Source organism: Streptomyces sp. SirexAA-E, from assembly GCF_000177195.2.
GTDB lineage: Bacteria > Actinomycetota > Actinomycetes > Streptomycetales > Streptomycetaceae > Streptomyces > Streptomyces flavovirens.
In genome coordinates this window covers 869,812-895,360 of sequence record NC_015953.1, presented here as the reverse complement: position 1 = coordinate 895,360, position 25,549 = coordinate 869,812, and the positions used below count along the sequence as shown (strand labels likewise).

Here is a 25,549-nt window from a genome sequence, read left to right as displayed (position 1 = left end):
ACTGGATGCAGGAGGAAGGGGAGTGGCATGCGTACCGAGGTGATCGTGGTGGGCGCCGGGCCGACCGGGTTGATGCTGGCCTACGAACTGACCCTGGCCGGGGTGCCGGCGGTGGTCCTCGAGAAGCAGCGCGAGCGCGGCACGCAGTCCCGTGCGGGCGGACTGCAGCCGCGCACGGCAGAGGTGCTCGACCTGCGCGGGATCCTGGGCCCACTGCTCGACGGCGTGCTGCCCGACGACCCGGCCGGCGGCCACTTCGCCATGCTTCCCGTCGCGTTGGACTGCCGCCCGTGGCGTACCCGTCACCCGTCCCCGGTCACGCTTCCCCAGGCGCGACTGGAGGCCTACTTGGAACGGCTCCTCGTCAGCCGGGGTGTTCCGGTGCTGCGCGGTCACGAGGTGTCGGAGGTCGAGCAGGACGAGGACGGCGTAAGGGTCGGGGACGTCCACGGCAGCTATCTGGTCGCCTGCGACGGTGCGCACAGCACCGTCCGCTCCCTGCTGGGCGTGCCCTTCCCGGGAAGGTCGGGCCGGATGGCGGCAGTGGCCGCCGACCTCACTCTCGCGTCCCTGTCCGACGCCGTCCCGACCACGCGCGGGCACTTCAGCCGGTATCCGCGCTCCGGGGGTGGCTTCTTCACGATCCTGCACCCCCTCGACGGCGGCCTGTACCGCATGCTCTTCGGCAAGCTGTCCGGTGACGGTCCGGGGCGCGAGGAGCCCGTCACCGCCGAAGAGGTCGGCGAGGCTCTCCAGGCCGTGTACGGGCCGGAGGTGGAGCTGGGGGAGTTGCGGGCGGCGTCGCGGTTCGGCGACGCCGCGCGGCAGGTCGAGCGCTACCGCGAGCACCGTGTGTTCTTCGCGGGGGACGCCGCGCACATCCATATGCCGATCGGTGGCCAGGGGGTGAATCTGGGCGTACAGGACGCCGTCAACCTCGGCTGGAAGCTCGCCGCAGCGGTGCACGGCTGGGCGCCCGCCGGCCTGCTGGACAGCTACCACGACGAACGGCATCCCGTGGCCGCGCGCGTGCTGCGACACACCCAGGCCCAAAGCCTGATCATGAATGCCGGTCGCGACGAGGACACCGACGCGGTCCGCGACCTGATGACGGAGCTGCTGCGCCTGCCCGATGCCAACCGCTACGTCTCCGGAATGATGTCAGGGCTGGACCTCCGCTATCCGGGTGTCGGCCCCCGTCTCATCGACTACCGCCTCACCACGGAAGAGGGCTCCATCCGCGCCAGCGACCTGATGCACACCGGCCAGGGGCTGCTCCTCTCCCTCGACGGCAAGGAGAGGCCACTGGGAGCCCACTCCGGCCGGGTTCGACACGTCGTCGCCGAAACCGACGAGGACACGTGCGGCGCCGTGGCCCTGCTCGTCCGGCCCGACGGTTACGTCGCCTGGTCCAGCACGGACGCGGAACCCCTCGAAAGCGCCCTCACCCGGTGGTTCGGCTGAATCCCCCAGCCCCGGCCCAGCCGCAGGCGCCGTCTCGGCCCCCGTCGCGATGAGCGGGGCACCGTGCGGCCGGTCACACCGTCAGGTGACCCGCACCCGGGCCGACGGCGTCGGCGAGGTCCGACCGGCGCCCGCTGTGCCGGGCGGCCGGGGCCAAGGTGCGAGCAGCGAGCGCCCGGATCGCGTTCGGGACCCGAGAGACCCGAGAGGACGGCATCCCGCTCGGCCGCCGCACGGCCCCTCGCCCTCTACTCGCCCCGGCCTGAGCCGCCGGAACCGGGAGCCGCGCAAGACCACCGCCCGCAGGGCCCGTCACGTGGTCCACATCGACGTGAAGAAGGCCGGTCGGGACCTCCGCGATACGGCTCCCGGCCGTGACGGCGGTCAGCGGGCGTCACCCCGTGGCTGTCCGTCAGGCGGGAGTCTCCGCGGTGGCGGTCAGGACAGCCCGGCCGAGCACGTGACCGGCGATGGTGAAGCCGAGAGCGGCCGGGGTGGCATCCGCCGGGACTCCGATGGCGTCGACGTCGAGGGCGTGCACCACGGTGAAGTAGCGGTGCGGGCCGTGCCCGGCCGGCGGGGCGGCGCCGATGAAACGGGCAGCCCGGGCGTCGTTGGGCAGCTGGAAGGCGCCCTCGGGCAGGCCCGAGCCGCTGTCGTCGCCTGCCCCCTCGGGCAGTTCGGTGACGGTGGCGGGGATGTCGGCGACCGCCCAGTGCCAGAACCCGGAACCGGTGGGGGCGTCGGGGTCGAAGACCGTGACGGCGTAGCTCTTGGTGCCTTCCGGGGCACCGCTCCAGGACAGCTGGGGGGACACGTCCTTCCCGCCGGGAACGCCGGAGAGGCCGGAGTACTGCTCGATCGACCAGGTCCCGCCGTCGGTGACGGTGGTGCTGGTGACGGTGAAGGAGGCCGCCTCGGGAAGGCGGGCGAAGGGGTCGTTGGTGCTCATCGTCGTTCCTTTCGGGCCGTGCTGCGGGGCGGGTGGAGAGATGCGGCCTCCAAGAGGCCCCACCGCGAGGCCCCACCGCCCCGTCTCGCTCACTTACGAGGATCGACCATAGCAGTAATAATCGATTATTGAACCGATCGTCTATTGTGGAACCATGACTCAGACAACCCACCCGTCGGCCTCGGCGGGGAAGCAGATGCTCTCCGAGCAGGTCTACGCACACCTGCGGGACGCGATCATGCGCGGGGATCACGCTCCTGGTGATCCCCTCAAGCCCCAGGACCTCGCCAAGGAGCAGGGTGTGAGCCTGGCCGTCGTGCGCGAGGCGCTGGTGCGGGTGGTCGGCGAGGGACTCGCCGACCGGCTGCCCAACCGCGGCTTCGCCGTCCCCGCCTTCTCCGACCGCCGCTGGCAGGAGATCACGGAGGCCCGCCGGACCGTGGAACCGGTCATGCTGCGCATGTCCGTCGAACGCGGCGATGTCGACTGGGAAGCCCGCGTGCGAGCCGCTCACCACCGTCTGGCCCGCACCCCGGCGTACGTACCGGAGGAGGGTGAGCACTACAGCAGCACCTGGGCCGAGGCCCACCGGGTCTTCCACCGCACCCTGCTGGAGGGATGCGGCAACCCTGTCCTCCTGGAGACCTTCGACCGGATGTGGACCGCGAGTGAGCTGGCCCGGCGCTGGTCGGCGCACCGTAACCCCGGCCGGGACGGCGTCCTGGAACACCGCCGGCTGGAGGAGGCCGCGCTCGCCCGTGACGCCGACACCGCGGCTGAGGTCCTGACCCGGCACCTCACCCAGACCGCGGCGGGACTGACCGAATGCCCCCGGCGCGAACCCACGAACGAAGCCTGATGCGCCCTGTACGCCCGGCCGCACGACCGCACCTGATCACCGAAACCGGAGTCACGGCATGACCATCCCCGAGGCGAGCTCGGGCCGCCACTGTCACAACGCCGTCAGCCCCCTGCACGTATCCATGTACTTCGCGCCGGAGTTGGAGGACGAACTGGCCGCACTCGGGCTGGAGCGCGGGGCCATGGTCTACCTCGCGGGCCGCGCGGCACCGCTCGGGGCCGTCGACGCGGGTACCGTCACGGCGACGTTCTACAACTTCGACCACGAGCATGTGCGGCGGTACATCCCCGCCGCGTGGACCGTCACGACACCGGAGGCGGTGCTGACGGCGCGGCTGCGCGGCGCGGACCGGACGCTGCGGCGGCTACTCGGAAAGGAGGCTCTCGCCTCCGCGGAGATGGCCGAGGCCGCCGAACTGGCGCTGCGCGCCACCGAAGCATGCCGCCGGGAGGCGCGGCCGCTGTACGCGGCCAACGCCGACCTCCCCGTACCCGAAGAGCCCCACCTGGCCCTGTGGTACGCCGCGACACTGCTGCGCGAGCACCGGGGTGACGGTCACCTCGCCGCCCTGACGGTCGCCGGCCTGTCCGGCATCGAGGCGCTGATCCTGCACAACGCCACCGGAACGGCACCGACCTCGGCACTGTTCAGGCGGACGCGTGGTTGGTCCTCGCGGCAATGGGACACCGCCCGGCACCAGTTGTGCGACCGAGGTCTGCTGGACGAGGCGGGCGACCTCACGCGGGCGGGCGCGGCCCTGCGTGGCGAGACCGAGGCGCTCACCGACCAACTCGATACCGCCCCGTACGATCACCTCGGCCCTGCCGCCACCGCACGCCTCACCGAACTGGCCGGCGGATTCGCCGGAGCCCTCAGGGCGGCGGGCGCCTTCCCCGCGGTGCACTTCGGCAAGGGCTGAGGGCTGAGCGACGGGCCGAGCACTCGGCCTCGTCCGCGCCCCACGCCGCGCACGGCGTCCCAGCCACGGCCGCTGCCGATGTGCGTGACGGTCGGTGCGCGAAGGGACAGGCCGTGAAAGCCCCAGAAACGGTCAGGGTCCATCGGGGGCCGGAGGAGCCGGCGGCCACGATCAGGACGATGACCATCACGCCCAAGTGACCTGTGCCAGTGATCGCTGATCGATTGCCACTGAAGGATGATCAACGCTAGTTTGTGCCACCGCAGGTTGATCATTTGATGTACAGGTACGCGGGGGACGTGGTGGAGGCACCTGTCGGTGTGTTCGGCGAGACTGCCCTTGCAGCCTTTGACCTGGCCTTTTCCGTCAACGGCACGCTCGTGCGCCGATCGCTGGGGGGCAGCTGGGACATGCCGTTCGAGGCCATGGACTCGGTGCGGGAGTTCAGCTGGCACAAGGACAGTCACGGATTCGCCGGCTGGTACTACTCCTCGACGATGCGGGATCACGTGGGCTACGAATCGTGGCTGGAGAGAGACCAGCTGATCCTGCTGGACCGTGATCCACAGGTGGTCGCGATCGCCTCGCAGCCGTTCTGGCTGCACTGGCACGACGGCACACGCAAGCGTCGGCACGCTCCCGACTATTTCGTCCGGCTGTCCGACGGCCGCGGTCGCATCGTTGACGTCCGGGCCGCGGACGAGATGGATGAGGCGACGCGGGAGGCGTTCGACGCGACCGGGCATGCCTGCGGGGCCGTGGGCTGGGAGTTCGAGTGGGTCGGGCGGCCTGAGCCGGTGTTCATGGCGAATGTCCGCTGGCTGTCCCGGTATCGGCGGGCCCGCTGCGGGCGGCCGGTGCTGGTGGCGAATCGGCTGCTGGAGGTCTTCCGTGAACCGATGGGGCTCTGGGACGGCGCCGGGCTGGTCGGAGACCGTCTGCAGGTTCTGCCGGTGCTGTTCCATCTGCTGTGGTCCGGTGCCTTGAAGACGGACCTGGTGGGAGGGCTGATGGAGACCGACAGCCTGGTCTGGACGGAAGGAAACACATGGGCAGCCTGAAGCGGCCGCCGGCCTTGGCGGTCGGCCAGCGGGTCCGGTTCGAAGGCCAGATCAGGGGGGTTCTCGAGGTCACCGCACAGGCGGCGGTGCTGGAGGACACCGAGACACCGCACCGAGTGGTCGCTCTGATCGACCTGTTCGAGACGGCGGACTTCGAGATCCTTTTCCAGCCCGAACGCATGCCGCTGCCCCCGTCCGGCCTGCTGGAGACCTTCGCTCCCGACGTGATGAAGCGGGCACTTTGGTGGGAGGGGCACATTCTCGAGGTCCTGCACGGCCTGCCACCCGGCGTCGAACCCGGCACACCGCCGCGGCCGGGTTACGGGCCGGGCACGTCGGTGACCTCACGCCAGAAGACCAAGGCTGCCGAACTCGCGGCCCTCGGCCACGAGATCAAGTCCGGGGCGGTCGGACTGCGGCGACGCCGTTACACGGAGGACGGCCTGGTCGGACTGGCCAGGCTCGTGGACCACCGTTCGGTCCGCAAGCGCAAGGAGTTCGGCGACACGCCGGACGCTGTCATCGAGGCGATGCGGCAGGCAATCAAAGAGGGCGTCGAGACGTCGACACGCAACGGGGCCTACCTGATCTGGAGGACGGGGGAGATCCTCCGGGAGAACGGCGGGGACCTGGCCGAACTGCCGTCGCGGCGAACGCTCTACCGCCTGCTGGACAGGCTGGCGGCGGGCACGCACACGACCGGGTCGGCGGTCACCCGCAGGTCGAAGGCCCACGGGGCCGCTGCCCCGTTCGGAGAGCTGACGGTGTCGGCTCCGGGCGAGGTCATGCAGATCGACTCCACTCCGCTGGACGTCATGGTCCGCCTCGACGACGGAGTGGTCGGCAAGGTCGAACTGACCGGCATGATCGACGTCGCGTCCAGGACGCTGACCGCGGCGGTGCTCAGGCCCACCACGAAGTCGGTCGACGCCAGCGTGCTGCTGGCCCGGACGGTCACGCCGGAACTGATGCGGCCGGGTTGGATCGACGCACTGAAGATGTCGCGCTCGGTGCTGCCGCACCGCCGCCTGCTGACCATCGACGAACGCCTCGAGCATGCTGCGGCCAAGCCGGTGATTGTCCCGGAGATGATCGTCTGCGATCACGGCAAGGTGTTCGTCTCGCACAACTTCCGGGCTTCCTGCCGGTTCCTGGAGATCGACTTCCAGCCCACGCACAAGGGCTCGCCCTTCGAGAAGGGCCACATCGAGAAGATGCTGGGCTCCGTCGCGACGATGTTCGCCCAGTTCCTCCCCGGCTACACCGGCCGCAACACCGACCACCGAGGTCGGCACCCGGAGGAGGAGAACCTGTGGTCACTGCCTGAACTCCAGGACCTGCTGGACGAGTGGATCGTCGCGAAGTGGCAGAACCGCCCGCACGAGGGGCTGCGTGATCCCGACCACCCGGGACGCTTGTTCACCCCCAACCAGAGGTACGCCGCCCTGGTCGAGGCCTGCGGCTACGTCCCGGTCGCGCTCAGCGGCCAGGACTACATCGAGCTCCTGCCCGCGGCCTGGCGGGCCGTCAACTCCTATGGCATCCGGATCAACAACCGCACCTACGACGCCCCCGAACTCGGGCCGATGCGACGGCGAGACTCGGGCATCACCGCCAAACGCGGGCTCTGGGAGGTCCACCGTGACCCCTACGACGTCTCCCGCGTCTGGGTACGCAATCACCGCGGCAGCGGCGAATGGGTCCAGGCGACCTGGAAATACCTGAACCGGGCTCCGGTCCCCTTCGGCGACCTGGCCTGGGACCACGTCAGCCACCAACTGCCCAAAGCCACCGAGGAAGAACTCGCCGAGGCCGTCGCCGCCCTGCTTACCCGCGCACACGCCGGCCCCGACCGGCCGACGGCGAAGAAGAGCAGGAAGGCCGCAACGGCCAAGAAGGACCGCCGCGTCGCGGCCCGCACCAAGGCCACCACGCCGACGGCGGCGGCAACACCGCCACCGCCGAGCACGCAGAACGAACTCGCCCCGCATGAGTCGGCGGAGGGCGACGAAACCATGGCCGAGGTGATCCCGCTGGGGCTCTTCGACCCGCTCGAGGACCCCTGGAAGAGATCATGACGACGATGCCCGACAGTGGCCCGCACGACGACTTCGGCCAGTACCTGACCGTCCTGCCGGGCTGGCAGCAGTTTGTCGCGTCGACGACCAGCACCACGATGACCGTGCTGACGAAGAACGAGTACGACGCCCTGAGCAAAGAGGAAAAGTACGACTACGACGAGGACCGGCTCGACCACCACGCCCGTCTCCAGGTGGTCGCCACCTCCACCGTCCGCCGCACCGTCACCTGCGGACGTCGCCTGACCGTCCTCAACCGCGGTGCCATCAGCGCACGCCGCGGCTTGATCGTCACCGGTCCGGCCAACACCGGCAAGACGATCGCTCTGACCCAGCTCGGCCTGGCCCACGAACTCCAGGACCGTCGCCGGCACCCCGGCCAGGACGAGCGCATACCGGTCATCTACATCACCGTCCCGCCCGCCGCGACACCCCGCATGATCGCTGCCGAGTTCGCCCGGTTCCTCGGTCTCCCGGTCCTGCGAAGCTCCAACATCACCGACCTCACCGAAGCCGTGGTCGGCGTCTGCACCAAGGCCCGCACCGGCCTCGTCCTGGTCGACGAGATCCACAACATCTCGCTGCAGACCCGCACCGGAGCCGACGCGTCCGACACACTCAAGTACTTCTCCGAGCGGATCCCGGCGACCTTCGCCTACGCGGGCATCGACATCGAGGACAGCAGTCTCCTGACCGGAACCCGCGGCGACCAGATCGCCGCCCGCTTCACAGCAGTGGACACCCACCCCTTCCCCTACAACGCGGAATGGAAGGCCCTGGTCGCCCAGTTGGAGGCGAACCTCCTGCTGCACCAGCACAAGCCCGGCACCCTCACCCGCCTGGACCGGTTCCTGCACACCCGCACCGGCGGCATGATCGGCACTCTGTCCCACCAGCTCCGCGGGGCCGCCGTCGACGCCATCCTCACCGGCACCGAAAAGATCACCAAAGCAGGACTGCTGGCCGTCGACCTCGATATCGCCTCCCGCCGCAAGCAGCCCGGCACCGACGGATGACATCGCTGGCCTCGGACACCGATGTCGCCCGTCTTCCGTTCAAAGTCCGTCCGCAACGCGGAGAAGGAGCCGCCTCCTTCATCACACGCCTGGCCCAGGCCAACCACCTTCCTCCCGCCTACCTGCGGAAGTACCTCACCGAACCGCCCCTGCACCGCGGCAAACCGACATGGCCCCGCATCGCAGCGGCCGCTGGCCGAGACCTGACGGATCTCCAGCTGATCCTGAACACGGTCGAGTGCAAGGAATGCGGAGCCCCGATCCAGGCCAAGTCGATGTTCGGCCCCAAACCCCTGACCTGCTCAAGAGCCTGCCGCCAGAAGAGATACCGCAAGCGCTACCCGGCCAGCGAATGGCGCCGCGAACCCTGCCGGATCTGCGGAAAACTCATGAAGATGCAGATCGGGCAGCGCCGCCCACTCTGCTCATCGGCCTGTCGGCGGACCGCCTACCTCGAACGACAACAACGCAAGCAACAGGTCGCTGAGGTGTCTTCGAACACGGAGGGCGACTCACCGCCGGCCTGCCCGATCTGCGAAGGCCCCCTGGCACCGAGCACCACGAAGAGCCGACGACGCACGTGCTCGCAACGCTGCCGCCAGTCCGCCTACCGCTGGAGAACAACACCACCACGTCCACCCCGTCCACCGGCCCCGCCCCGCAAACCGGCACCGACGCCTGCCCGCACATGCGAGATCTGCGAGCAGCCCCTACCTCCTGGCCACGGACGGTCACGGCGCCGCACGTGTTCAGCCCGATGCCGTCAGCGGGCCTACCGGTCGTCCGAAGAACAACGTGCTCAGCAAGCCGCTCCGGCGACAACCCCCAGCCCCGTCCCGTTGCCTGGACCTGCGGCTTCACCCAATACGGCCGGGGCGAGGGCTGACGCCCTCGCCCCGGCCCGCAACGAACCCCTTGAAACACCGCCCTGCCCGGTCTGTTCAGGCCCTATGCCAGAAGGAAGCCGCAGGTCACAGCGCCGGACATGCTCCCAGCGCTGCCGCCAGAAGGCATATCGACGGCGGAAGGCGACGCAGCCCCGATAGAAGATCGTCGCCGCTGTCCCGTCTTATCGAAGGTTGGGCGGTCTCAACGCGTCTACGCGCGGTGGGTGTCGGCCGCCGCCTGGATGCGGGCGTGATACTGCTGCCACTTGGCATCGTCGCCGAAGCCATCGTGATCTGGTCCGGCTTTGCCGTCGATGAGCTCTCGCAGGACATCGGCGTGGCCAGCATGCTGGGCAGTCTCGGAGACCATGCGGACGAGCAGCACGCCCAAGGTGGTGGCCCGGCGGTCTTCGGGCCAGTGCGGCACCTGGCCCGGGGTTTCGAGTGCGAGATCCGCGATGGTCCGGTCGGCATGCGCGCAGGCACGTTGATAGAGCCCGACGATGTACTTGCTGGACTCATCGGGCCTGGCCCACATATCTGCGCCTTCCCAGATTGAACCGTCCTCGACCCAGGCCAGCGGCTCTGGTGCCGGGCGGTCGAACGATTCGCCGAGATATCCGTACTCAAGGCCTGCCAGATGCTTGACCAAGCCCAGCAGGTTTGTGGCGGTGGGCGTCATGGGCCGGCGCATGTCGTATTCGGTGAGTCCCTCCAGCTTGGAGAGCAGGCCGGCCCGTCCTGCCTGCAGCTTGCGGTGCAACTCCGCTTTGAGATCGGTCACGTGGTCCTCCTTCAAGGATGCGGCCACCCAACCACGTGGCTCTGACAAGAAGCCGGCGATGCGCCCGAGGCTGACGACGGCCGACACTCACCGCCAGCGGTCATCCTCCACTGTCACAAACCCATAAGCGGTCAGCTCTAACTGGCACAGAAGTTAGTCGGTCGCCCTTCGCTGGCAATCAATCAACGTTCACTGGCACAGGTCACCAAGCCCATATCGGCGGGGCCTTGCCATGCGATACCTTCCGATATATCGTTGAGGCATCGCGACAGATCAACGACAGGAGTCGCGACACGAACAGCTCGGAAGACACATGAGAGAGGAGCGCAGTCATGCGTTCACATGGACACGACCACGGACACGAGCACGGATACGGCGCGGGACGTCGAGGCCCCGGTAGGGGTGACTTCGACGGTGGGCGCCCCGCCTTCGGGCCGTTCGGCCCGCCTTTCGGCGGTGGCGGCCCCTTCGGAGGCGGCGGACGCGGCAGGGGTGGCGGCCGAGGGAGGGCCAGGCGCGGCGACGTACGCGCGTCCATCCTCGCGCTGCTCAAGGACCGCTCGATGCACGGCTACGAGATGATCCAGGAGATCGGCGACCGCAGCGGCGGGGCCTGGCGGCCCAGCCCCGGATCGGTCTACCCCACCCTCCAACTGCTGGAGGACGAAGGACTCATCGTCAGCGTGAGCGAGGGCGGCAAGAAGCTGTTCACGCTCACCGAGACGGGGCGCACGGAGGCCGAGTCCGGCCCCGAGGCGCCCTGGGAGGACGCCGGGCGCGGCGTCGACTGGGAGGGCATGAACGAGATCCGGCAGGCCGGCTTCGGTCTGATGGAGGCGTTCGGTCAGGTCTGGAAGACCGGATCGGCCGACCAGCGGGAGAAGGCGCTCGCCGTGATCAACGAGAGCCGTAAGAAGCTCTACCTGATCCTGGCGGACGAGAGCTGAGCCGTGCCGTACGGACAGCGGCAGGGCAGGGGCCCGCAGCGCATCACCGGAACCGGGGTCGCTGCGGGCCCCGCCCGTACGAGGGGCCCGTATGAGGGTGCGGTCTCATCCCGGAGGATGAGGGACCACTCCCGCCGCCCACCTTTCGCGGGATGTGCGGATGGGCCGTCCAGGCGACGATTCCGGCCGCGGGAAATGGTGGAGTAAGAGGGTGCACCACCGGACGACATGGACACCCGTACAACCCCCGCCCAGCCCCACCGCCGACACGACGCGGCTCACCGCCGAGCTGGCCGTGGTGGCGTCCGGTGCCCGCAGGCGCGCTGTCCGGGACGGCGACCGGCAGACCGACACGGCCCATCTCCTGCACTCCCTCGTGGAGTCCGACCCCGAGGTCAGGGAGATGTTCGACGGCGGCCCCCAGCTGGCCAGGGTCCTCGGCTACCTCGTGCAGCGCAGCATCGGGTACGGGCTGCGCTGGCAGGGCACCCGTGAGGACTCGGGAGCGTTCCCCGCGCTCCCGGAGCCAGGCGCGGGAACCTGGTCGCCCTCGGCCGCCGCCGCACTCGACCGCGCCGTCCGCGGCGCGGCGCTCCGCGGGGAGCCCCGTGCCGGTGGCCTCGATCTGCTCGCGGCCCTGGTCGCGGACCCACGCTGCCGTGCCGTCGAGGTCCTGGAGCGGGCGGGCGCCGACGCTGCCAGGGTCGCGCTCCGGGCGGCGGGACGTCTCGCCGAGGCCCGCCGTGCCGGATGACCCCGGGCGTGACCGCGCGACAGGCGCGACGGGGGTGACGCTGCTGACGCCGACTGCCATGATGTGCCGATGCACGCGACTCACGGCAGAAGTGCCGGACTGGGCCTCGCCCTTGCCTCGGCGTTCGCATTCGGTGGTTCGGGGGTCGCGGCCAAACCGCTGATCGAGGCGGGTCTTGATCCGCTGCACGTGGTGTGGCTCCGAGTGGCCGGCGCCGCCCTGATCATGCTGCCGGTCGCCTGGCGGCACCGGGGCCTGGTGCGGGAACGGCCCGCCCTGCTGGCCGGATTCGGGCTGTTCGCCGTCGCGGGGGTGCAGGCCTGCTACTTCGCCGCGATCTCCCGCATCCCCGTCGGGGTCGCCCTCCTCGTCGAATACCTCGCTCCGGCCCTGGTGCTGGGCTGGGTGCGCTTCGTGCAGCGCAGGCCCGTCACGCGGGCCGCAGCCGCCGGGGTGGTCCTGGCGGTCGGCGGACTCGCCTGCGTCGTCGAGGTGTGGGCGGGGCTGAGCTTCGACGCCCTCGGACTCCTGCTCGCTCTCGGCGCGGCCTGCTGCCAGGTCGGCTATTTCGTCCTGTCCGACCAGGGAAGCCAGGGCGGGACCGGTGAGCGGGCGGAGCCCCCGCATCCGGTCGGCGTGATCGCGTACGGGCTGCTCGTCGGGGCGGTGATCCTCACCGTCGTGGCCAGACCCTGGGGCATGGACTGGGGCACCCTCGGCGCGAATGCCGTCATGAACGGCCACGATGTGCCGGCCTGGCTGCTGCTCGGCTGGATCGTGCTGCTGGCCACCGTCCTGGCCTACGTGACCGGTGTGGTGTCCGTGCGGCTGCTGTCCCCGCAGGTGGCGGGCGTCGTCGCGTGCCTGGAAGCGGTGATCGCGACCGTGCTCGCCTGGGTGCTGCTCGGCGAACACCTCTCCGCCCCCCAACTCGTGGGCGGAGCGGTGGTGCTGGCCGGGGCGTTCATCGCGCAGTCGTCCGCACCCAGGCCGCCGTCCGGGCCGGTGGCGGCCGGTCCCGGCGCACCGGGGCTCGCGGTGCACGGCGGCGCGGACGGCGATGCTTCCAGCGGGGCCGGAGGCTTGTCCGGGCGCCGGAGCACGCCGTAGGGTGCCGATCATGAGGCTCACCGTCCTTCCGCCGCCCGCTTCCTAGTCCGCGGCGGCCACTCCTGACGAAGACCGGGCCCGGGTACGCCCCGGGCGGTCCGTCGCTGCCCGCACGCGGAGCCGAGCGACCACCACCCCCTCTTCGTGCGGAGAACTCTCGTGTCCCACCCTGCTTTCGGCCTGCCCGTCGGGCGGAGCCTCTTCTATCTCGTCGTCGCCGGTATCGCCTGGGGGACGGCGGGCGCCGCCGCCTCGCTGCTGTACCGGGACAGTGATATCGGCCCGTTGTCCCTGTCCTTCTGGCGGTGCGCGGGCGGACTGGTGCTGCTGGCCGCGGTGCTCGTGGTGCGCCCGCGCCGTCCTCGCGCCCAGGCCGAGTCCGGCCGTCGGCGGCTGCTGCGCATCCTGGGGACCGGTCTCGGGCTCACCGTGTTCCAGAGCGCCTACTTCGCCGCGGTCGAGGCGACCGGACTGGCCGTCGGAACCGTCATCACCCTGGGGGCCGGGCCCGTCCTCATCGCGGTGGGGGCGCGGCTGATCCTGGGGGAGCGCCTGGGCCGGGGCGGGATTGTCGCCGTGGCCGGTGCGCTCGCCGGGCTCGCGGTGCTGGTCCTCGGCGGTGAGACGGCGGACGTACGGCCCACGGGTGTGCTGCTGGCGCTGCTGTCCGCCTCGGGCTACGCGGCGATCACCCTGCTCACCCGGTGGCTGGGCCGCGACGGTTCGTCCGGTGACGCCCTCGCCACCAGCGCCTGGGCCTTCGGTATCGGTGCGGTCGGGCTGCTGCCCCTGGCGTCGGCCGAAGGGCTCGTGCCGCACACCGCCGCGCCGGGGCAGGTGCTGTGGCTGATGGTCTACGTGGCGGCGGTGCCGACCGCCCTCGCCTACGCCCTCTACTTCACCGGGGCCGCCGTCGTCCGGTCGGCGACCGTCTCCGTGATCATGCTGCTGGAGCCGGTGAGCGCGGCGTTGATCGCGGTGACCGTGCTGGGGGAGCGGCTCACCGCCGCCACGGTCACCGGCACGCTGCTGCTGCTCGCCGCGGTGGCGGGGCTGGCCTTCGCCGAGACGCGGGACGCGGCGAAGGCCGGCCGGAGCCGGCCCGCCGTGCCGGCCTGACGCGGGGCCGGGCCGAAGGTACGTCGGCACCGGGTGAGGCAGTCCGCGCGGTCAGACGGTCCGCGCGGTCAGATAGTCCGGCGCGCGGACGGCCGGGTCCAGGTCGTCGGCCGGCACCGGCGCACCGTACCCGCGGGCCAGCGGGACCACGCCCGCCCAGTACGGCAACGACAGGTCCCCCGGCTCGTCGTTGGGTCCGCCGGTGCGCACCTTCGCGGAGAGCTCGTCGAGATCGAGGCGGACGACGGCGGTGGCGGCGAGCTCCTTCGCGTCGGCCGGGCGGGAGTCCTTGGAACGGCCGGGTACGGCCTGGTCGACGATGGCGTCGAGCGCGAGGCGCCGCTCCCCGGGGTCCGTCACTGTGACCGCGGTGCCGTGGACCACCACCGAGCGGTAGTTGATCGAGTGGTGGAAGGCGGAACGGGCCAGCACCAGACCGTCGACGTGGGTGACCGTCAGGCACACCGGCAGACCCGGGTCCGCGGCCCCCGTCTCGCGCAGCGGACGGGAGCCGGTGGACCCGTGCACGTACAGCCGCTCGCCGACCCGTGCGAAGAGCGTGGGCAGGACGACCGGCGCACCGTCGCGCACGAAGCCCAGATGGCAGACGTATGCCTCGTCGAGTATCGAGTGGACCAGCTCCCTGTCGTACGACGCGCGCGCACGGCCCCGGGTCGGGGCCGTGCGCGCGGTCGGCGTGTAGGAAGCGGTGGTCTCCTGAGCCCTGTCCTCGGGCGGTGCGGTCTCCGGCATGTACCTACTCCATTGCACTAGTGCATAATGTCTTTTGTGCTAGGAGAGTACTGGATCAGTGGGCGCCGCGCATCGGAGATTGCCGCGAGTGTCGAGAGCGGGGTCGGCTCGGGCGCGCTGCCGCCCGGCCAAGTCCTGCCCCCCATGCGGGAGTTGGCGGTGCGGCTGGGCGTCAACCCGAACACGGTGGCCGCCGCCTACCGCACGCTCCGGGAACGCGGTGTCATCGAGACCGCGGGGCGCCGGGGGAGCCGGGTGCGCCCCCGCCCCGCGGGGACGGCGCGCGGCTCGCTGCGTGTCGAGGCGCCCCCGGGGGTGCGCGACCTCGGCGAGGGCAACCCGGACTTCGCGCTGCTGCCCCCTCTCGGTGAGGCGCTGGCCGCGGCCGCGCAGGAGTACGCGCGCCGGCCCGGCCGGTACGGCGAGGAGGCGGTGCTGCCCGAACTCGCCAGGTTCGCCCGGGCGGAGCTGGACGCCGACGGGGTCCCCGCCGGGCCGGTGGCCGTGACGTCCGGCTCGCTCGACGCGATCGAGCGGGTGCTCGCGGCCCACCTCAAGCCGGGTGACGTGGTCGCCGTGGAGGACCCGGGGTGGGGAGCCCTGCTGGACCTCGTCCCCGCGCTCGGCCTGCGTGCCGCCCCCGTCGCGCTCGACGAGGACGGCCCGCTGCCCGCCGAGGTGGAACGTGTCCTGCGCGCCGGGGCCAAGGCGCTGGTGGTCACCGACCGGGCGCAGAACCCGACGGGGGCGGTCGTGGGAGCGGACCGGGCGGCGGAACTGCGATCGGTGCTCGCCCGGTATCCCGGCACCCTCCTCGTCGAGGACGACCACGGCCACGGCATCGTCGACCTCCCGCTGCACCCTCTCGCCGGTGTCACCGAGCACTGGACGCTCGTACGGTCCGCCGCCAAGGCGTACGGTCCCGATCTGCGGCTCGCCGTGCTCACCGGGGACGCGCTGACCATGGACAGGGTGACGGGGCGTCTGCGGCTCGGGCCCGGCTGGGTCAGCCGGCTGCTCCAGCGGACCGTGGTGCACCTGTGGACCTCGGGGGCCGTCGATCCGAGGGTGGTCGCACGGTCCTACGGGGAGCGGCGGGAAGCGCTGGTGGCCGCGCTGGCCGAGCGGGGGGTGGCGGCGTACGGCCGCAGCGGCATGAACGTCTGGGTGCCCGTCAGCGACGAGACGGGTGCCGTGACCAGGCTGCTGCGCGCGGGATGGGCGGTGGCCCCGGGGGCTCGCTTCCGGACCGATTCGCCACAGGCGGTGCGCCTGACGGTGTCTCCGCTGACGGCCGCCGACATCGAGCCGCTGGCGGACGCGGTGGCGGCCGCGGCGGGGCCGGTCCGTCCCGTCAGTTACGGCTGACCGGGCGGGGTGCCCGCGCCGCCTTCCGGTGGCCACGGCTCTGGGTCAGGGCGGCGCCGGCGAGGACCACGAGGGCGCCGGCCGGGGTGTTCCAGCTCAGCTGCTCGCCGAGCACGGCCACACCGGCGGCGGTGGCGATGACCGGGATGAAGTAGGTCACCATCTGCGCCGTCGTGGGGCCGACCTCCTGGACGAGGCCGTACTGGAGCAGGACGGCGAGCCCGGTGCCCAGTGCACCCAGCGCCACGACCGCGAGCGTCGGCAGAAGCGGGAAGCGGGTCGGCATCGAGGTGAACACCGGTGTGATCACAGCCAGTTGCACCGTACCGAGAAACAGTTGGCTGCCCGTCAGAGCGAGGGCGGAGGGACCGGTTCCCGCCAGGGTGCGGCGGACGTAGATCCAGCCGACGGGGTAGCTCAGGGACGCCAGCAGCGCCATCGCCGTACCGCCGAAGTCCAGACCCGAGAAGCCCTGCCAGGCCCCCAGCACCGTCAGGACACCGAGGAAGCCGAGGCCCAGCCCGGCGACCCGGCGGCGGGTCGGCCTGTCCTCGGAGAGCGCGACCATCGAGAGGGCCATGCCCCAGAGCGGTGAGGTCGCGTTGCAGATCCCGGCCAGGGTGGACGGGATGGTCAGCTCGGCGTACGCGAACAGCGAGAACGGCAACGCGTTGAGGAGGAACGCGGCGACGAGGAGGTGGCCCCACGTCCGGGCGGAGCGCGGCACCCGCTCACGGCGCACCGCCATGGCGGCGGCGAGGACCGCCGCCCCGAACAGCAGCCGGCCGAGGGTGACCTGGAAGGGCGCGTACCCGTCGGTGCCGACCTTGATGAGCAGGAAGCTGAACCCCCAGATGAGCGACAGCGCCACGAAGCGCAGCCGCCAGTCGACCGACCGGCGGGAGTCCGGCACCGCGGGCGCGGCATCGGCGGGCGCGGACACGGCGGGGGCCGGGGTGAGGGGTGGGCGGGGTGCGGTCGGTGGCGCCGTAGGGGTGCTCATGGTTCAACGATGACGGGCACCTCTTCGTAGGACAAGTGAGACCTTGTCGGTGTGACTGTGTAGCATCGCTTACATGTTGAACCTGGAGCGCCTGCGGACGCTGGACGCCCTCGCCCGGCACGGCTCGGTGAGCGGCGCCGCCGACGGTCTGCACGTCACCACGTCCGCGGTCTCCCAGCAGATGTCCAAGCTGGAGCGCGAGGTGGGTCAGCGGCTGCTCGCCCGGAACGGCCGGGGGGTCCGCCTCACCGATGCCGGCCGGCTGCTCGCCGACCATGCCGCCAGAATCCTCTCGCAGGTGGAGCTGGCCCAGTCCGACATCGAGGCGCAGCGCGGCGAGGTGGTGGGCGAGGTCAGGCTCGCGGCCTTCCCGACCGCCGCCCGCGGGCTCTTCCCGGCGGCTCTCACCACGCTGCGTGCCGATCACCCCGAACTCACGTTGCGTACGACGGAGCTGGAGCCCGAGGCGGGGATCCGAGCGGTGCTCCGGGGGGACGTCGACCTCGCCGTGGTGCTCGACTGGAGCAACAAGCGGCTGCCGGTCCCCGGAGGTCTGACCAAGGCCGAACTCCTGGAAGACGCACCGGACATCGCCATGCCGGCCGACCACCCGCTCGCGGAGCGCGCGGAGGTCGGGCTGGAGGACTTCGCCGACGACGACTGGGTGTCGTGGCCGGAGGGCGAGTTCTGCCACGACTGGCTGATGTTCACTCTGCGTTCCAAGGGGATCGAGCCGCGCATCGCCCATCTCGCGGGCGAGCATCACACCCAACTCGCCCTCATCGCCGCCGGGTTCGGTGTCTGTGTCGCACCCCGGCTGGGGCGCGGGCCGGTCCCGGAAGGGCTGCGGCTGGTGCCCGTGCGGCAGACGATGCGTCGGCACGTCCACGCGGTGTGGCGCACGGACGCGGACCGGCGGCCCTCGATCAGGGCGGCGGTATCGGCTCTGCGCGCCGCGGGCCGGGCGCTGCACGAACCCGCCCCGGCGGGGGCCCCGGACGGCTCCGGGGAACGTGCGGAACTCCCCTGAGACGTCGTCGGCGGGCATTTCGCGGATGAGGCGGGCGGATCCCGGAGGGGCCCCGCGCCGCCGCCCGCCGGTGTTCAGTCCAGGTCGGACAGGTCGAGGACGTAGCGGTAGTGGGCCTCGTTGCGCCGGAGGCCGTCGAGGGCGTCGTTCACCCGTGCCGAGGGGAGCAGTTCGATGTCGGCGGTGATGCCGTGCTCGGCGCAGAAGTCCAGCAGCGCGGCGGTCGCGGGGCTGCCGCCGCTGCCGGCGGAGCTGAGCTTCTTGCGGCCCACCAGCAGATCGAGGGCCTCCACGGTGACGGGCCCGAGGTGCCCGAGGAGGCTGAGGGTGCCGTCCATGGCGACCAGTGACAGGTAGGGGCCGAGGTCGTGCGGTGCGGAGATCGTGTCGATGAGGACGTCGAAGCGGCCCCGCGCCTCGGCCATCCGCTCCGGGTCCGACGACACGACGAACCCGTGCGCGCCGAGGCGGCGCGCGTCCTCCGCCTTGCCGGGTGAACGGCTCAGCACCGTCGTCCGGGCGCCGAGCGCCACCGCGAGTTTGACCGCGAGATGGCCCAGGCCGCCCAGTCCCGCCACGGCCACCCGCGTCCCGGGCCCGACGCCGAGAGCGCGCAGCGGCTCCCAGACGGTGACGCCCGCGCAGAGCAGCGGGGCGGCGGCCGCCGGGTCCAGGCCCTCGGGCAGCCGGTAGGCGAACCGGTCGCGGACGACGTACTCGCGGGAGAACGCGCCCTGGGTCGGCGTCCCGTCGTGGCGGTCGGTGCCGCCGTAGGTGAGGGTCGGGAAGGAGTGGCAGAAGTTCTCCTGGCCGGCCCGGCACATGGCACACGTGCCGCAGGAGTCGACGATGTTGCCCACCGCCACCGGGTCCCCGGCGGTGAAGCGGGTGACCTCGGACCCGGTCGCGGTCACCACTCCCGTGAACTCGTGTCCCGGCACCAGTGGCTCGTCGGCCGCGCCGTCCCGGCTCTCGACGGCGTGCAGGTCGGTGTGGCAGACGCCGCAGTAGTCCACGCGGACGGCCACGTCGTCGGCGCGCAGGTCACGCCGTCGCAGCGGGGCCCGCCGGAGCGCGCGGCCGGAGCCCGTCGCCTGCCATCCCACAGTGGTCCTCATGTCGACTCCTCCCAGACAGACTGTTCGGTCTGTCGGAGGGTAGGCTCCGAGACCCGGACAGGCAAACCAACTGTTCTGTTTGATAGCGTGCGGACATGACCGAGGAGCCTCTGACCGCCCGCGGAGCGGCCACCTACCGGCGGATGATCGAGGTGGCGACGCGGGAGTTCGCGGAGCACGGGATCGCCGGTGCCCGCGTCGAGCGGATCGTGGCCGGCGCCCGGACCAACAAGGCGCAGCTCTACGCCTACTTCGGGAGCAAGGAAGGCCTTTTCGACGCCATCTTCTTCGGCTCCCTCGAACGGATCGTCAACGTCGCCCCGATCGACGCCACCGACCTCGCGGACTGGGCCGTGCGCCTGTACGACGAGTACCTGCGCCGGCCGGACCTCATCCGGCTGGCCACCTGGGCACGCCTGGAGCGGCGCCCGGCAGGCCACCTGGTGGACGATCCGGACCGTCTCGACGACGTCAAACTGCGCGCGATCGCCGAGGCGCAGGCCGCCGGGCTGGTCCGCGCGGGTGACCCGTTCGATCTGATGGCCCTGGTGATCGCCATGTCCATGGCCTGGTCGCCGGTCAGCAACGTCTACGCCGCCACCGCCGACGAGCCCGCGGAACTGCACGAGAGGCGCCGCGCCCTGCTCCGTGACGGCGTCCGCCGCGCCGTGGCGCCCGACTGAGACACCAGGGCGAACGAGATCACGGCGCGGGGGACGGCGCCACATGGGTGATCGCGAGGATGCCCTGGTCGTCCTTGGGCCGCCCGTGGCTGTGGCGCTCCACGTCCTCCGCGAGGAGCCGCAGCAGCTCGGCGGGGCCCGAGGGGCGGCGGGCGAGGAGCGACAGCCTCTGCTCGGGCTGGTAGAAGCGTCCCAGGGGGTCCCGCGCCTCCGTGACCCCGTCGGTGATGCACAGCAGGGTCGAGCCGGGCGGGAAGGCGAACCGGTCGATGGGCGCGGGTACGACGCCGAGGACCGTCATCCCCAGGGGCGGCGCCTCCTGGGAGGGGTCGAGCGACCGCACCCGCCCCGTGCGGTCGAGGAGCAGCGGTGCCGGGTGCCCGCGGTTGAGCAGGGCCACGGTGTGCGTCACGGGATCGAACTCCACCAGGAGTGCGGTGGTGAAGCCCTCCGACTGCTCCAGACCGGCCCGGCGCTCACCCTCGCGTTCCAGGTGGCGGTCGAGCCAGCCGGCCAGCTCCGTCACGTCCTCGGCGTAGTCGGCGTAGGAGTGGAAGGCGCCCACCATCACGGAGGCCGCCTGGACCGCGGCCATTCCCTTGCCCCGCACGTCGCCGAGGATGGCGCGCGTGCCACGGGCCGTCTCCCGTACCGCGTAGAAGTCGCCGCCGATCAGGGCTTCGTCCTCGGCCGCGATGTACGACGCCGCGATCTCCAGGGCGCCGATGCGGGCCGGAGGGGTCGGCAGGACGGCCTTCTGGGCGACCTCGGCGACACGCTCGGCCCGTCGGGCGCCCTCCTCGCGGCGCCGCAGCATGCGGTGGAGGCCGACGGCCAGCACGGTCACCGCGGCGAGCGTCAGCTGGTTGGCGATCCCGAGCCGCCATCCGAACGTGTGGTCGACGCCGGCGAGAAAGACGTGGACGACCATCGCGGCCAGGCCGACACCGACGATGGTGCGGGTGCGGCTCAGCGGTGCGGCCGTCACCGGCGCGGCGGCCAGCAGGGGGGCGGTGCTGACGTCCGTCGGTGTCGCGAGGTCGGCGACCACGGCAATCACGATGATTGCCCACGGGATCATCTCTACGCCGCGCCGCCAAGACATATGGGACATGATGCCCGCATGCCACCGTCGGTGACAGTCGTCCTGCCGGGTGTCGCCGTTCTGCCGCCGTCGCGGCGCGGAGGCTCGGGCCCTCCCGCTCCGTCCTCTCTCCTTCGCTCTCCTCCGCCGGTGCGGTCGGCCGTGGGCGGCCGCAGGGGTGACGGCCGGCCCTCGGGCATGCGGCACCGACGGGCGGTGCCGGGTGGACGGCGCGGGCCGTCAGGTCCCGTCGGCCCGCTCGGCGAGGTGGGCGTCCAGGGCGGCGTTCAGATCGGACACGAAGGACTCGAACCGGTCCAGGAGCTCCGGGGGGTAGGGGGTCATCGAGGCGTCCAGCCGGCGGGCGAGCGGGCCGAAGAACTCGTCGGCCCGCTCCTGGATGTGCGCGCCGCTGCGCAGGGTGACGACCCGCCGGTCGGAGTGCTCGCGGGTGCGGGTGATGTGCCCTGCCGCTTCCAGGCGGTTCAGGAGCGCGGTTGTGGCTCCCGTGGACAGCGAGATGCGCTCGCTCAGCCGGGCAGGTGAGAGCGGGGTTCCCCGCTCCTCCGCCGCGGCGATCTCCAGCGCCGCGGTCGCGTCCGTGGAGTGCAGGCCCAGCCAGGCGGCGAAGCGCCGCCCGAGCTCGGCGTAGTGGCCGCCGTAGATCCTCAGTCCTTCGATCAGCCGCTCGCGCTGCGCCGTCACGTCACCGCGCATCGGTTCCTCCATGGAGGCACGCCACCTTCCGCTCTGTCGCTCGGCCCCGCGTCGGTGGCCCGCTTTGACAACCTACCGTCGCCAATTTACCTTCACCGTGGAATTACTTCACCATGGAGGTACCGAGATGCGCGACCCTTCCCCCGCCACCGACGGGACAGATACGCCCTACCGGTGGCGATGGCTGATCCTGGTGGTCATGCTCGTCGCGGAGATCATGGATCTTCTGGACGCCTCGATCGTCAACGTCGCCGGACCGGCCCTGGAGGAGTCCCTCGGCGCGGGCCCGGTGGGCCTCCAGTGGGTGATCGGCGGTTACGCCCTCACCCTGGGGGCCGGGCTCGTGCTCGGCGGCCGGCTCGGTGACCGCTACGGACGCCGCCGCATGTTCCTGCTCGGGCTGTCCGCCTTCACGGCGTCCTCGCTGCTGTGCGCGCTCGCACCGGACATCGGGTCCCTGATCGCCTTCCGGCTGGTCCAGGGCACGGCCGGGGCCATGCTCCTGCCCCAGGGCCTCGGACTGCTGCGGGAGAACTTCTCCGGGCCCGAGCTCACCAAGGTCTTCGGGATCTTCGGCCCCGTCCTCGGTCTGGGCGGCATCATCGGCCCGGTCCTGGGCGGCGGCCTGATCCAGGGGGACATCTTCGGACTCGGATGGCGGTCGGTCTTCCTCGTCAACCTGCCCATCGGGATCGCCGCCCTGGCGGTCGCCGCACGGTTCGTCCCGAAGAAGTCCGGCGACCGCACGGTGCGGGTCGACATGACCGGGGCGGCCCTCGTCGCGGTGTCCTGTGCCCTGCTGGTCCTGCCGCTGAACCAGGGGCAGGAGGACGGGTGGCCGCTGTGGACCTGGCTGTCCATGGCCGCGTCCGCGCTCGGGTTCGCCGGGTTCGCGCTCCAGCAGCGCCGTACGGCCGCGGCGGGCCGTGAGCCGCTGGTGACCCCCGCGCTGCTGCGCAAGCCCGCCTTCACCGTGGGGCTCGGCGGCATCGCCCTGTTCTTCGCCGGGCTCGTCGGCACCCAGCTCGTGCTGACCCTCTACCTCCAGATCGGGCGCCAGTTCACCGCCGGGGAGGCCGGTCTGGGCAATCTGCCCCTCGCCCTCGGTACCGCGATCGGCGGAGCGGTCAGCGGTGCCGTGCTCGCCGACAGGATCGGCCGCAAGGTGCTCCAGATCGGCCCGCTCGTGCAGCTCGCGGGCGCGGTCCTCCTCTGGTTCGAACTCGACGGTCTGGCTACCGCGTCCTTCTCGGTCCGGGACATCGCCCCGGGCGTCACCGTCGCCGGTATCGGAGCGGGCATGGTCATCGCCGCCCTGTTCAGCTTCGTCCTGGCGGCCGTCGACGACGACGAGATCGGCTCCGCCTCCGGTGTCCTGTCGGCCGTGCAGTCCGTCGGCGGCTCCATCGGTGTCGCCGTCTTCGGTTCGGTGTTCTTCGCCCAGGCCACGTCCGGCGACTTCACCGGCGGCTTCCATCGGGCCCTCGTCGTCCAGGCGTGCCTGCTGGTCGCGTTCCTCGCCATCACCCTCCTGCTGCCGAAGAGGGGCCGGCCCGAGGACGAACAGCACGGCCTCTCCACCGACGCCCCCGCCGGCACGGAGCGCGCCGTCGTGTGACCTCTGCCGGTCACACGACGGCGCGCGGCGACCGGCCGCCGGGGAAGCGTCAGGAGGGTTCCGGAACCGGCGGGGCGCTGGGGTGCGGTACGCCGGTGCGCGGCCCGGGCGCGTACTGGGCGGCCTGGGTGTCGAACATCGCGGCGTAGCGGCCGCGGGCGGCCATGAGCGTGTCATGGCTGCCCTGTTCGGCGAGACGGCCCCGGTCGAGGACGTAGATGGTGTCTGCGTGGCGGACGCCGGACATGCGGTGGGTGACCAGCACGACCGCCCGGTGCGGGCCGGCCAGCCGGCGGATGGCGTCGAAGGCGGCGATCTCGGCCTCCGGGTCGAGGGCCGAGGTGGGTTCGTCGACGATCAGCACACTGTCCGCGGCGCAGGTCTCGGTACGCCAGTGCGTACGGGCCAGGCCGATCTTCTGCCATTCGCCGCCGGAGAGTTCACTGGCCCCGCGGAACATACGGGCCAGCAGCGTCCGCAGACCGTGGGGGAGCTTCGCGACGACCGGGGCGGCCCCCGCGTAGTCGACGGAGGGCTGGAGCTCCGCGTCCGCCGCCTTTGTCGCGGGGCGGCCGATACGGATGTTGAGTGCGGCGGTCACCGGCCAGCGCTGGAAGTCCTGGGTCAGCAGGGAGACGCGGTCGAAGACCTGCGAGCGGTCGAGGCCGGTCAGGTCCACCCCGCCCCAGCGCACGCTGCCGCCCTGCGGCAGCAGCAGACCGGCGAGAACCTTCATCAGCGTGCTCTTGCCCGAGCCGTTCTCACCCACCACTGCGGTCACCGACCCCATGGGCAGCACGAGCGAGACCCCGTCCAGGGCGGGCTCGTCACGGTCGGGATAGCGGTAGGTGACCCCGTCGAGGACCACCCCGTCCAGCCGTTCCGGCAGGTCCTGTCCGGCGGTGGGGATGCCCCGACGGGCCGCCTCCACCAGGAACCGGTCGTGGTCCTGCACGTAGAGGCTCTCCTCGTGCAGCTGGTTGACGTTCATCACCAGGGCGCCCAGGCTCGCCGAGCCCGTTCGCACGGCGATCACCGCGGTCCCGGCCACCGCCAGCCCCATGTGCCCGGACAGGATCAGCCCCAGCATCACGCCGTAGGTGCCGGCCATCGCCAGGCCGGACAGCCCGGCCGCCATCAGCTCCGTCAGCGCCTTGCCGTCGGCGAGCCGCTTCTGCTCGGCCTCCGCGCTCTCCGCCATGCCTCGGTACTTCTCCAGGAGGTACGTCCCCACCCCGTGGATCCGTACCTCCTGGGCCGCGTCACGCTCGGTCAGCAGATTGCCGATCAGGCGGCCGGCCCGTACGTGCTCGACCCAGTTCATCACCGACACGTACCGCTCCTGCGCCACCCGCATCGCGCCCCAGCCGCGCGGAGCCGCGATCAGCAGCAGCATGGGCAGCAGGGCCGGGTGCAGGACGGTCAGGATGCCGGCCGTCGCGACCAGGGAGATCGTGCCGTTCAGCGCGGCGACGCAGGCACCGATCATGCGCCGGGCGGAGGCGGCCCCGTACTGGGCCACGTCGATCAGGCGGCGGAACTCCGGGTCCTCGATGGCCTCCAGCTCGACGGCGGTGGCCGCTTCCAGGTACTCCGTCGTCGCGATCCGCTCCACCAGGGGTTCCAGGCGTCCGGCGCGGGACGTCGACAGCCCGGCGAGGCCGGCGTTCACCACCGCGACCAACGCGCCCGCGACCAGTGCGGGCAGGGCGGCGTGCAGCCGGTCGACGGGCTCGCCGCCGCCGAGCAGGGCGTGCATCACGGCGTTGACCGCCAGCAGACCGACCGCCGCCGCGATGCCCTGGCCGACCTCGCTCGCGGCCACGACGAGCAGGGCCGGCCGATCGGCCGCCCAGGCCCGGCGCAGTGTCCCGCCGACCAGCCGGGGCATGGCCCGGATCGCCGAGAGCATCGTCAGATCGAGCCAGGCGCGTTCGTGCTCGGCCCATCCCGCGTCGTAGCGCAACGGCCCGCCGAACAACTCCCGCTCGGCATCGGAGACCGCCGGCTCGGCCATCCGGACCCGTCCCAAGAACCTCTTCACTCGCTGCCTCCCCGCACCCGGTCCGCTCCATGGTGTGCCCGCCCGGCCGGCCGCCGGTATGGGTCGACCTCGCTTCCTGTGAGGGCACTTGGTCATGCCATGAGCACCAACGACGGGGCCGGGTGTTCGCACGCGTGTGTTTCGGACGCGGCGGGATCGCGGTGGACGTGGGAAGCAA

The 25,549-nt window shown here is 71.6% G+C and carries 22 protein-coding genes; 14 read left to right on the top strand and 8 right to left on the bottom strand.

What is annotated here, in order from left to right; all coding sequences use genetic code 11:
- The first annotated feature begins 27 nt into the window (after positions 1-27).
- A complete protein-coding gene (locus tag SACTE_RS03810; protein ID WP_014044712.1) occupies positions 28-1,464 on the top strand; it encodes an FAD-dependent oxidoreductase in 1,437 nt (478 codons plus the stop codon).
- Positions 1,465-1,876: 412 nt separating this feature from the next.
- On the opposite strand, the gene SACTE_RS03805 is transcribed toward SACTE_RS03810, so the two are convergent.
- Positions 1,877-2,416 (bottom strand): YbhB/YbcL family Raf kinase inhibitor-like protein, encoded by a 540-nt coding sequence (locus SACTE_RS03805; protein WP_014044711.1) that lies wholly within the window; start codon positions 2,414-2,416, stop codon positions 1,877-1,879.
- A 154-nt stretch (positions 2,417-2,570) separates the two neighbouring features.
- On the opposite strand from SACTE_RS03805, the gene SACTE_RS03800 reads away from it, so the two are divergent.
- From SACTE_RS03800 to SACTE_RS03780, 5 genes are all read left to right on the top strand, one after another.
- Complete coding sequence (locus SACTE_RS03800; protein ID WP_014044710.1) at positions 2,571-3,275, top strand: GntR family transcriptional regulator; 705 nt, start codon at positions 2,571-2,573, stop codon at positions 3,273-3,275.
- Between the two features lie 58 nt (positions 3,276-3,333).
- A complete protein-coding gene (locus tag SACTE_RS03795; RefSeq protein WP_014044709.1) occupies positions 3,334-4,197 on the top strand; it encodes a hypothetical protein in 864 nt (287 codons plus the stop codon).
- A gap of 278 nt (positions 4,198-4,475) precedes the next feature.
- Positions 4,476-5,258, top strand: coding sequence for a TnsA-like heteromeric transposase endonuclease subunit (locus SACTE_RS03790; protein WP_014044708.1), 783 nt, complete (start codon positions 4,476-4,478; stop codon positions 5,256-5,258).
- Positions 5,246-7,336, top strand: a complete 2,091-nt coding sequence (locus SACTE_RS03785; protein ID WP_014044707.1) for a Mu transposase C-terminal domain-containing protein — start codon at positions 5,246-5,248, stop codon at positions 7,334-7,336. The genes SACTE_RS03790 and SACTE_RS03785 overlap by 13 nt, the downstream gene beginning before the upstream one ends.
- Positions 7,333-8,352: an ATP-binding protein gene (locus tag SACTE_RS03780; protein WP_014044706.1), complete on the top strand. Its 1,020-nt coding sequence runs from the start codon at positions 7,333-7,335 to the stop codon at positions 8,350-8,352. The genes SACTE_RS03785 and SACTE_RS03780 overlap by 4 nt, the downstream gene beginning before the upstream one ends.
- Positions 8,353-9,450: 1,098 nt before the next feature.
- Here SACTE_RS03780 and SACTE_RS03775 read toward each other — a convergent pair.
- Complete coding sequence (locus SACTE_RS03775) at positions 9,451-10,023, bottom strand: DinB family protein (RefSeq protein ID WP_014044704.1); 573 nt, start codon at positions 10,021-10,023, stop codon at positions 9,451-9,453.
- Positions 10,024-10,355: 332 nt separating this feature from the next.
- Between SACTE_RS03775 and SACTE_RS32875 the strand changes: the two genes are divergently transcribed.
- The 4 genes from SACTE_RS32875 (at position 10,356) to SACTE_RS03755 (ending at position 13,953) form a co-directional block, all read left to right on the top strand.
- Positions 10,356-10,970, top strand: coding sequence for a PadR family transcriptional regulator (locus SACTE_RS32875; RefSeq protein ID WP_014044703.1), 615 nt, complete (start codon positions 10,356-10,358; stop codon positions 10,968-10,970).
- Positions 10,971-11,181: 211 nt separating this feature from the next.
- Positions 11,182-11,724 (top strand): Clp protease N-terminal domain-containing protein, encoded by a 543-nt coding sequence (locus tag SACTE_RS03765; protein ID WP_014044702.1) that lies wholly within the window; start codon positions 11,182-11,184, stop codon positions 11,722-11,724.
- A 69-nt stretch (positions 11,725-11,793) separates the two neighbouring features.
- A complete protein-coding gene (locus SACTE_RS03760; RefSeq protein WP_014044701.1) occupies positions 11,794-12,834 on the top strand; it encodes an EamA family transporter in 1,041 nt (346 codons plus the stop codon).
- Positions 12,835-12,993: 159 nt separating this feature from the next.
- Positions 12,994-13,953: a DMT family transporter gene (locus tag SACTE_RS03755; protein ID WP_014044700.1), complete on the top strand. Its 960-nt coding sequence runs from the start codon at positions 12,994-12,996 to the stop codon at positions 13,951-13,953.
- A 51-nt stretch (positions 13,954-14,004) separates the two neighbouring features.
- Here the strand turns inward: SACTE_RS03755 and SACTE_RS03750 are convergent, their stop codons facing one another.
- Complete coding sequence (locus SACTE_RS03750; protein WP_014044699.1) at positions 14,005-14,706, bottom strand: pyridoxamine 5'-phosphate oxidase family protein; 702 nt, start codon at positions 14,704-14,706, stop codon at positions 14,005-14,007.
- A 36-nt stretch (positions 14,707-14,742) separates the two neighbouring features.
- On the opposite strand from SACTE_RS03750, the gene SACTE_RS03745 reads away from it, so the two are divergent.
- Complete coding sequence (locus tag SACTE_RS03745; RefSeq protein ID WP_026359258.1) at positions 14,743-16,074, top strand: aminotransferase class I/II-fold pyridoxal phosphate-dependent enzyme; 1,332 nt, start codon at positions 14,743-14,745, stop codon at positions 16,072-16,074.
- Here SACTE_RS03745 and SACTE_RS03740 read toward each other — a convergent pair.
- Positions 16,061-17,077 carry a DMT family transporter gene (locus SACTE_RS03740; protein ID WP_014044697.1) on the bottom strand — a complete coding sequence of 339 codons (1,017 nt, stop codon included), beginning with the start codon at positions 17,075-17,077 and terminating at the stop codon, positions 16,061-16,063. The two genes, SACTE_RS03745 and SACTE_RS03740, sit on opposite strands and share 14 nt — an antisense overlap.
- Before the next feature lie 73 nt (positions 17,078-17,150).
- Here SACTE_RS03740 and SACTE_RS03735 point away from each other — a divergent pair, with 73 nt between their 5' ends.
- Positions 17,151-18,107, top strand: a complete 957-nt coding sequence (locus SACTE_RS03735) for a LysR family transcriptional regulator (protein ID WP_014044696.1) — start codon at positions 17,151-17,153, stop codon at positions 18,105-18,107.
- 74 nt (positions 18,108-18,181) lie between these two features.
- Here the strand turns inward: SACTE_RS03735 and SACTE_RS03730 are convergent, their stop codons facing one another.
- The gene (locus SACTE_RS03730; RefSeq protein WP_014044695.1) at positions 18,182-19,225 is read right to left on the bottom strand and encodes an NAD(P)-dependent alcohol dehydrogenase; all 1,044 of its coding nucleotides are present in this window, start codon (positions 19,223-19,225) and stop codon (positions 18,182-18,184) included.
- A 95-nt stretch (positions 19,226-19,320) separates the two neighbouring features.
- Between SACTE_RS03730 and SACTE_RS03725 the strand changes: the two genes are divergently transcribed.
- Positions 19,321-19,908 carry a TetR family transcriptional regulator gene (locus SACTE_RS03725; protein WP_014044694.1) on the top strand — a complete coding sequence of 196 codons (588 nt, stop codon included), beginning with the start codon at positions 19,321-19,323 and terminating at the stop codon, positions 19,906-19,908.
- A 19-nt stretch (positions 19,909-19,927) separates the two neighbouring features.
- On the opposite strand, the gene SACTE_RS03720 is transcribed toward SACTE_RS03725, so the two are convergent.
- Positions 19,928-21,013 (bottom strand): PP2C family protein-serine/threonine phosphatase, encoded by a 1,086-nt coding sequence (locus SACTE_RS03720; RefSeq protein ID WP_026359257.1) that lies wholly within the window; start codon positions 21,011-21,013, stop codon positions 19,928-19,930.
- A gap of 219 nt (positions 21,014-21,232) precedes the next feature.
- Positions 21,233-21,721 carry a MarR family transcriptional regulator gene (locus tag SACTE_RS03715; RefSeq protein WP_019993850.1) on the bottom strand — a complete coding sequence of 163 codons (489 nt, stop codon included), beginning with the start codon at positions 21,719-21,721 and terminating at the stop codon, positions 21,233-21,235.
- A 115-nt stretch (positions 21,722-21,836) separates the two neighbouring features.
- Between SACTE_RS03715 and SACTE_RS03710 the strand changes: the two genes are divergently transcribed.
- Positions 21,837-23,327: an MFS transporter gene (locus SACTE_RS03710; RefSeq protein WP_014044691.1), complete on the top strand. Its 1,491-nt coding sequence runs from the start codon at positions 21,837-21,839 to the stop codon at positions 23,325-23,327.
- A 49-nt stretch (positions 23,328-23,376) separates the two neighbouring features.
- Here SACTE_RS03710 and SACTE_RS03705 read toward each other — a convergent pair whose 3' ends face one another.
- Positions 23,377-25,344 (bottom strand): ABC transporter ATP-binding protein, encoded by a 1,968-nt coding sequence (locus SACTE_RS03705; protein ID WP_019993849.1) that lies wholly within the window; start codon positions 25,342-25,344, stop codon positions 23,377-23,379.
- Positions 25,345-25,549: the final 205 nt, after the last annotated feature.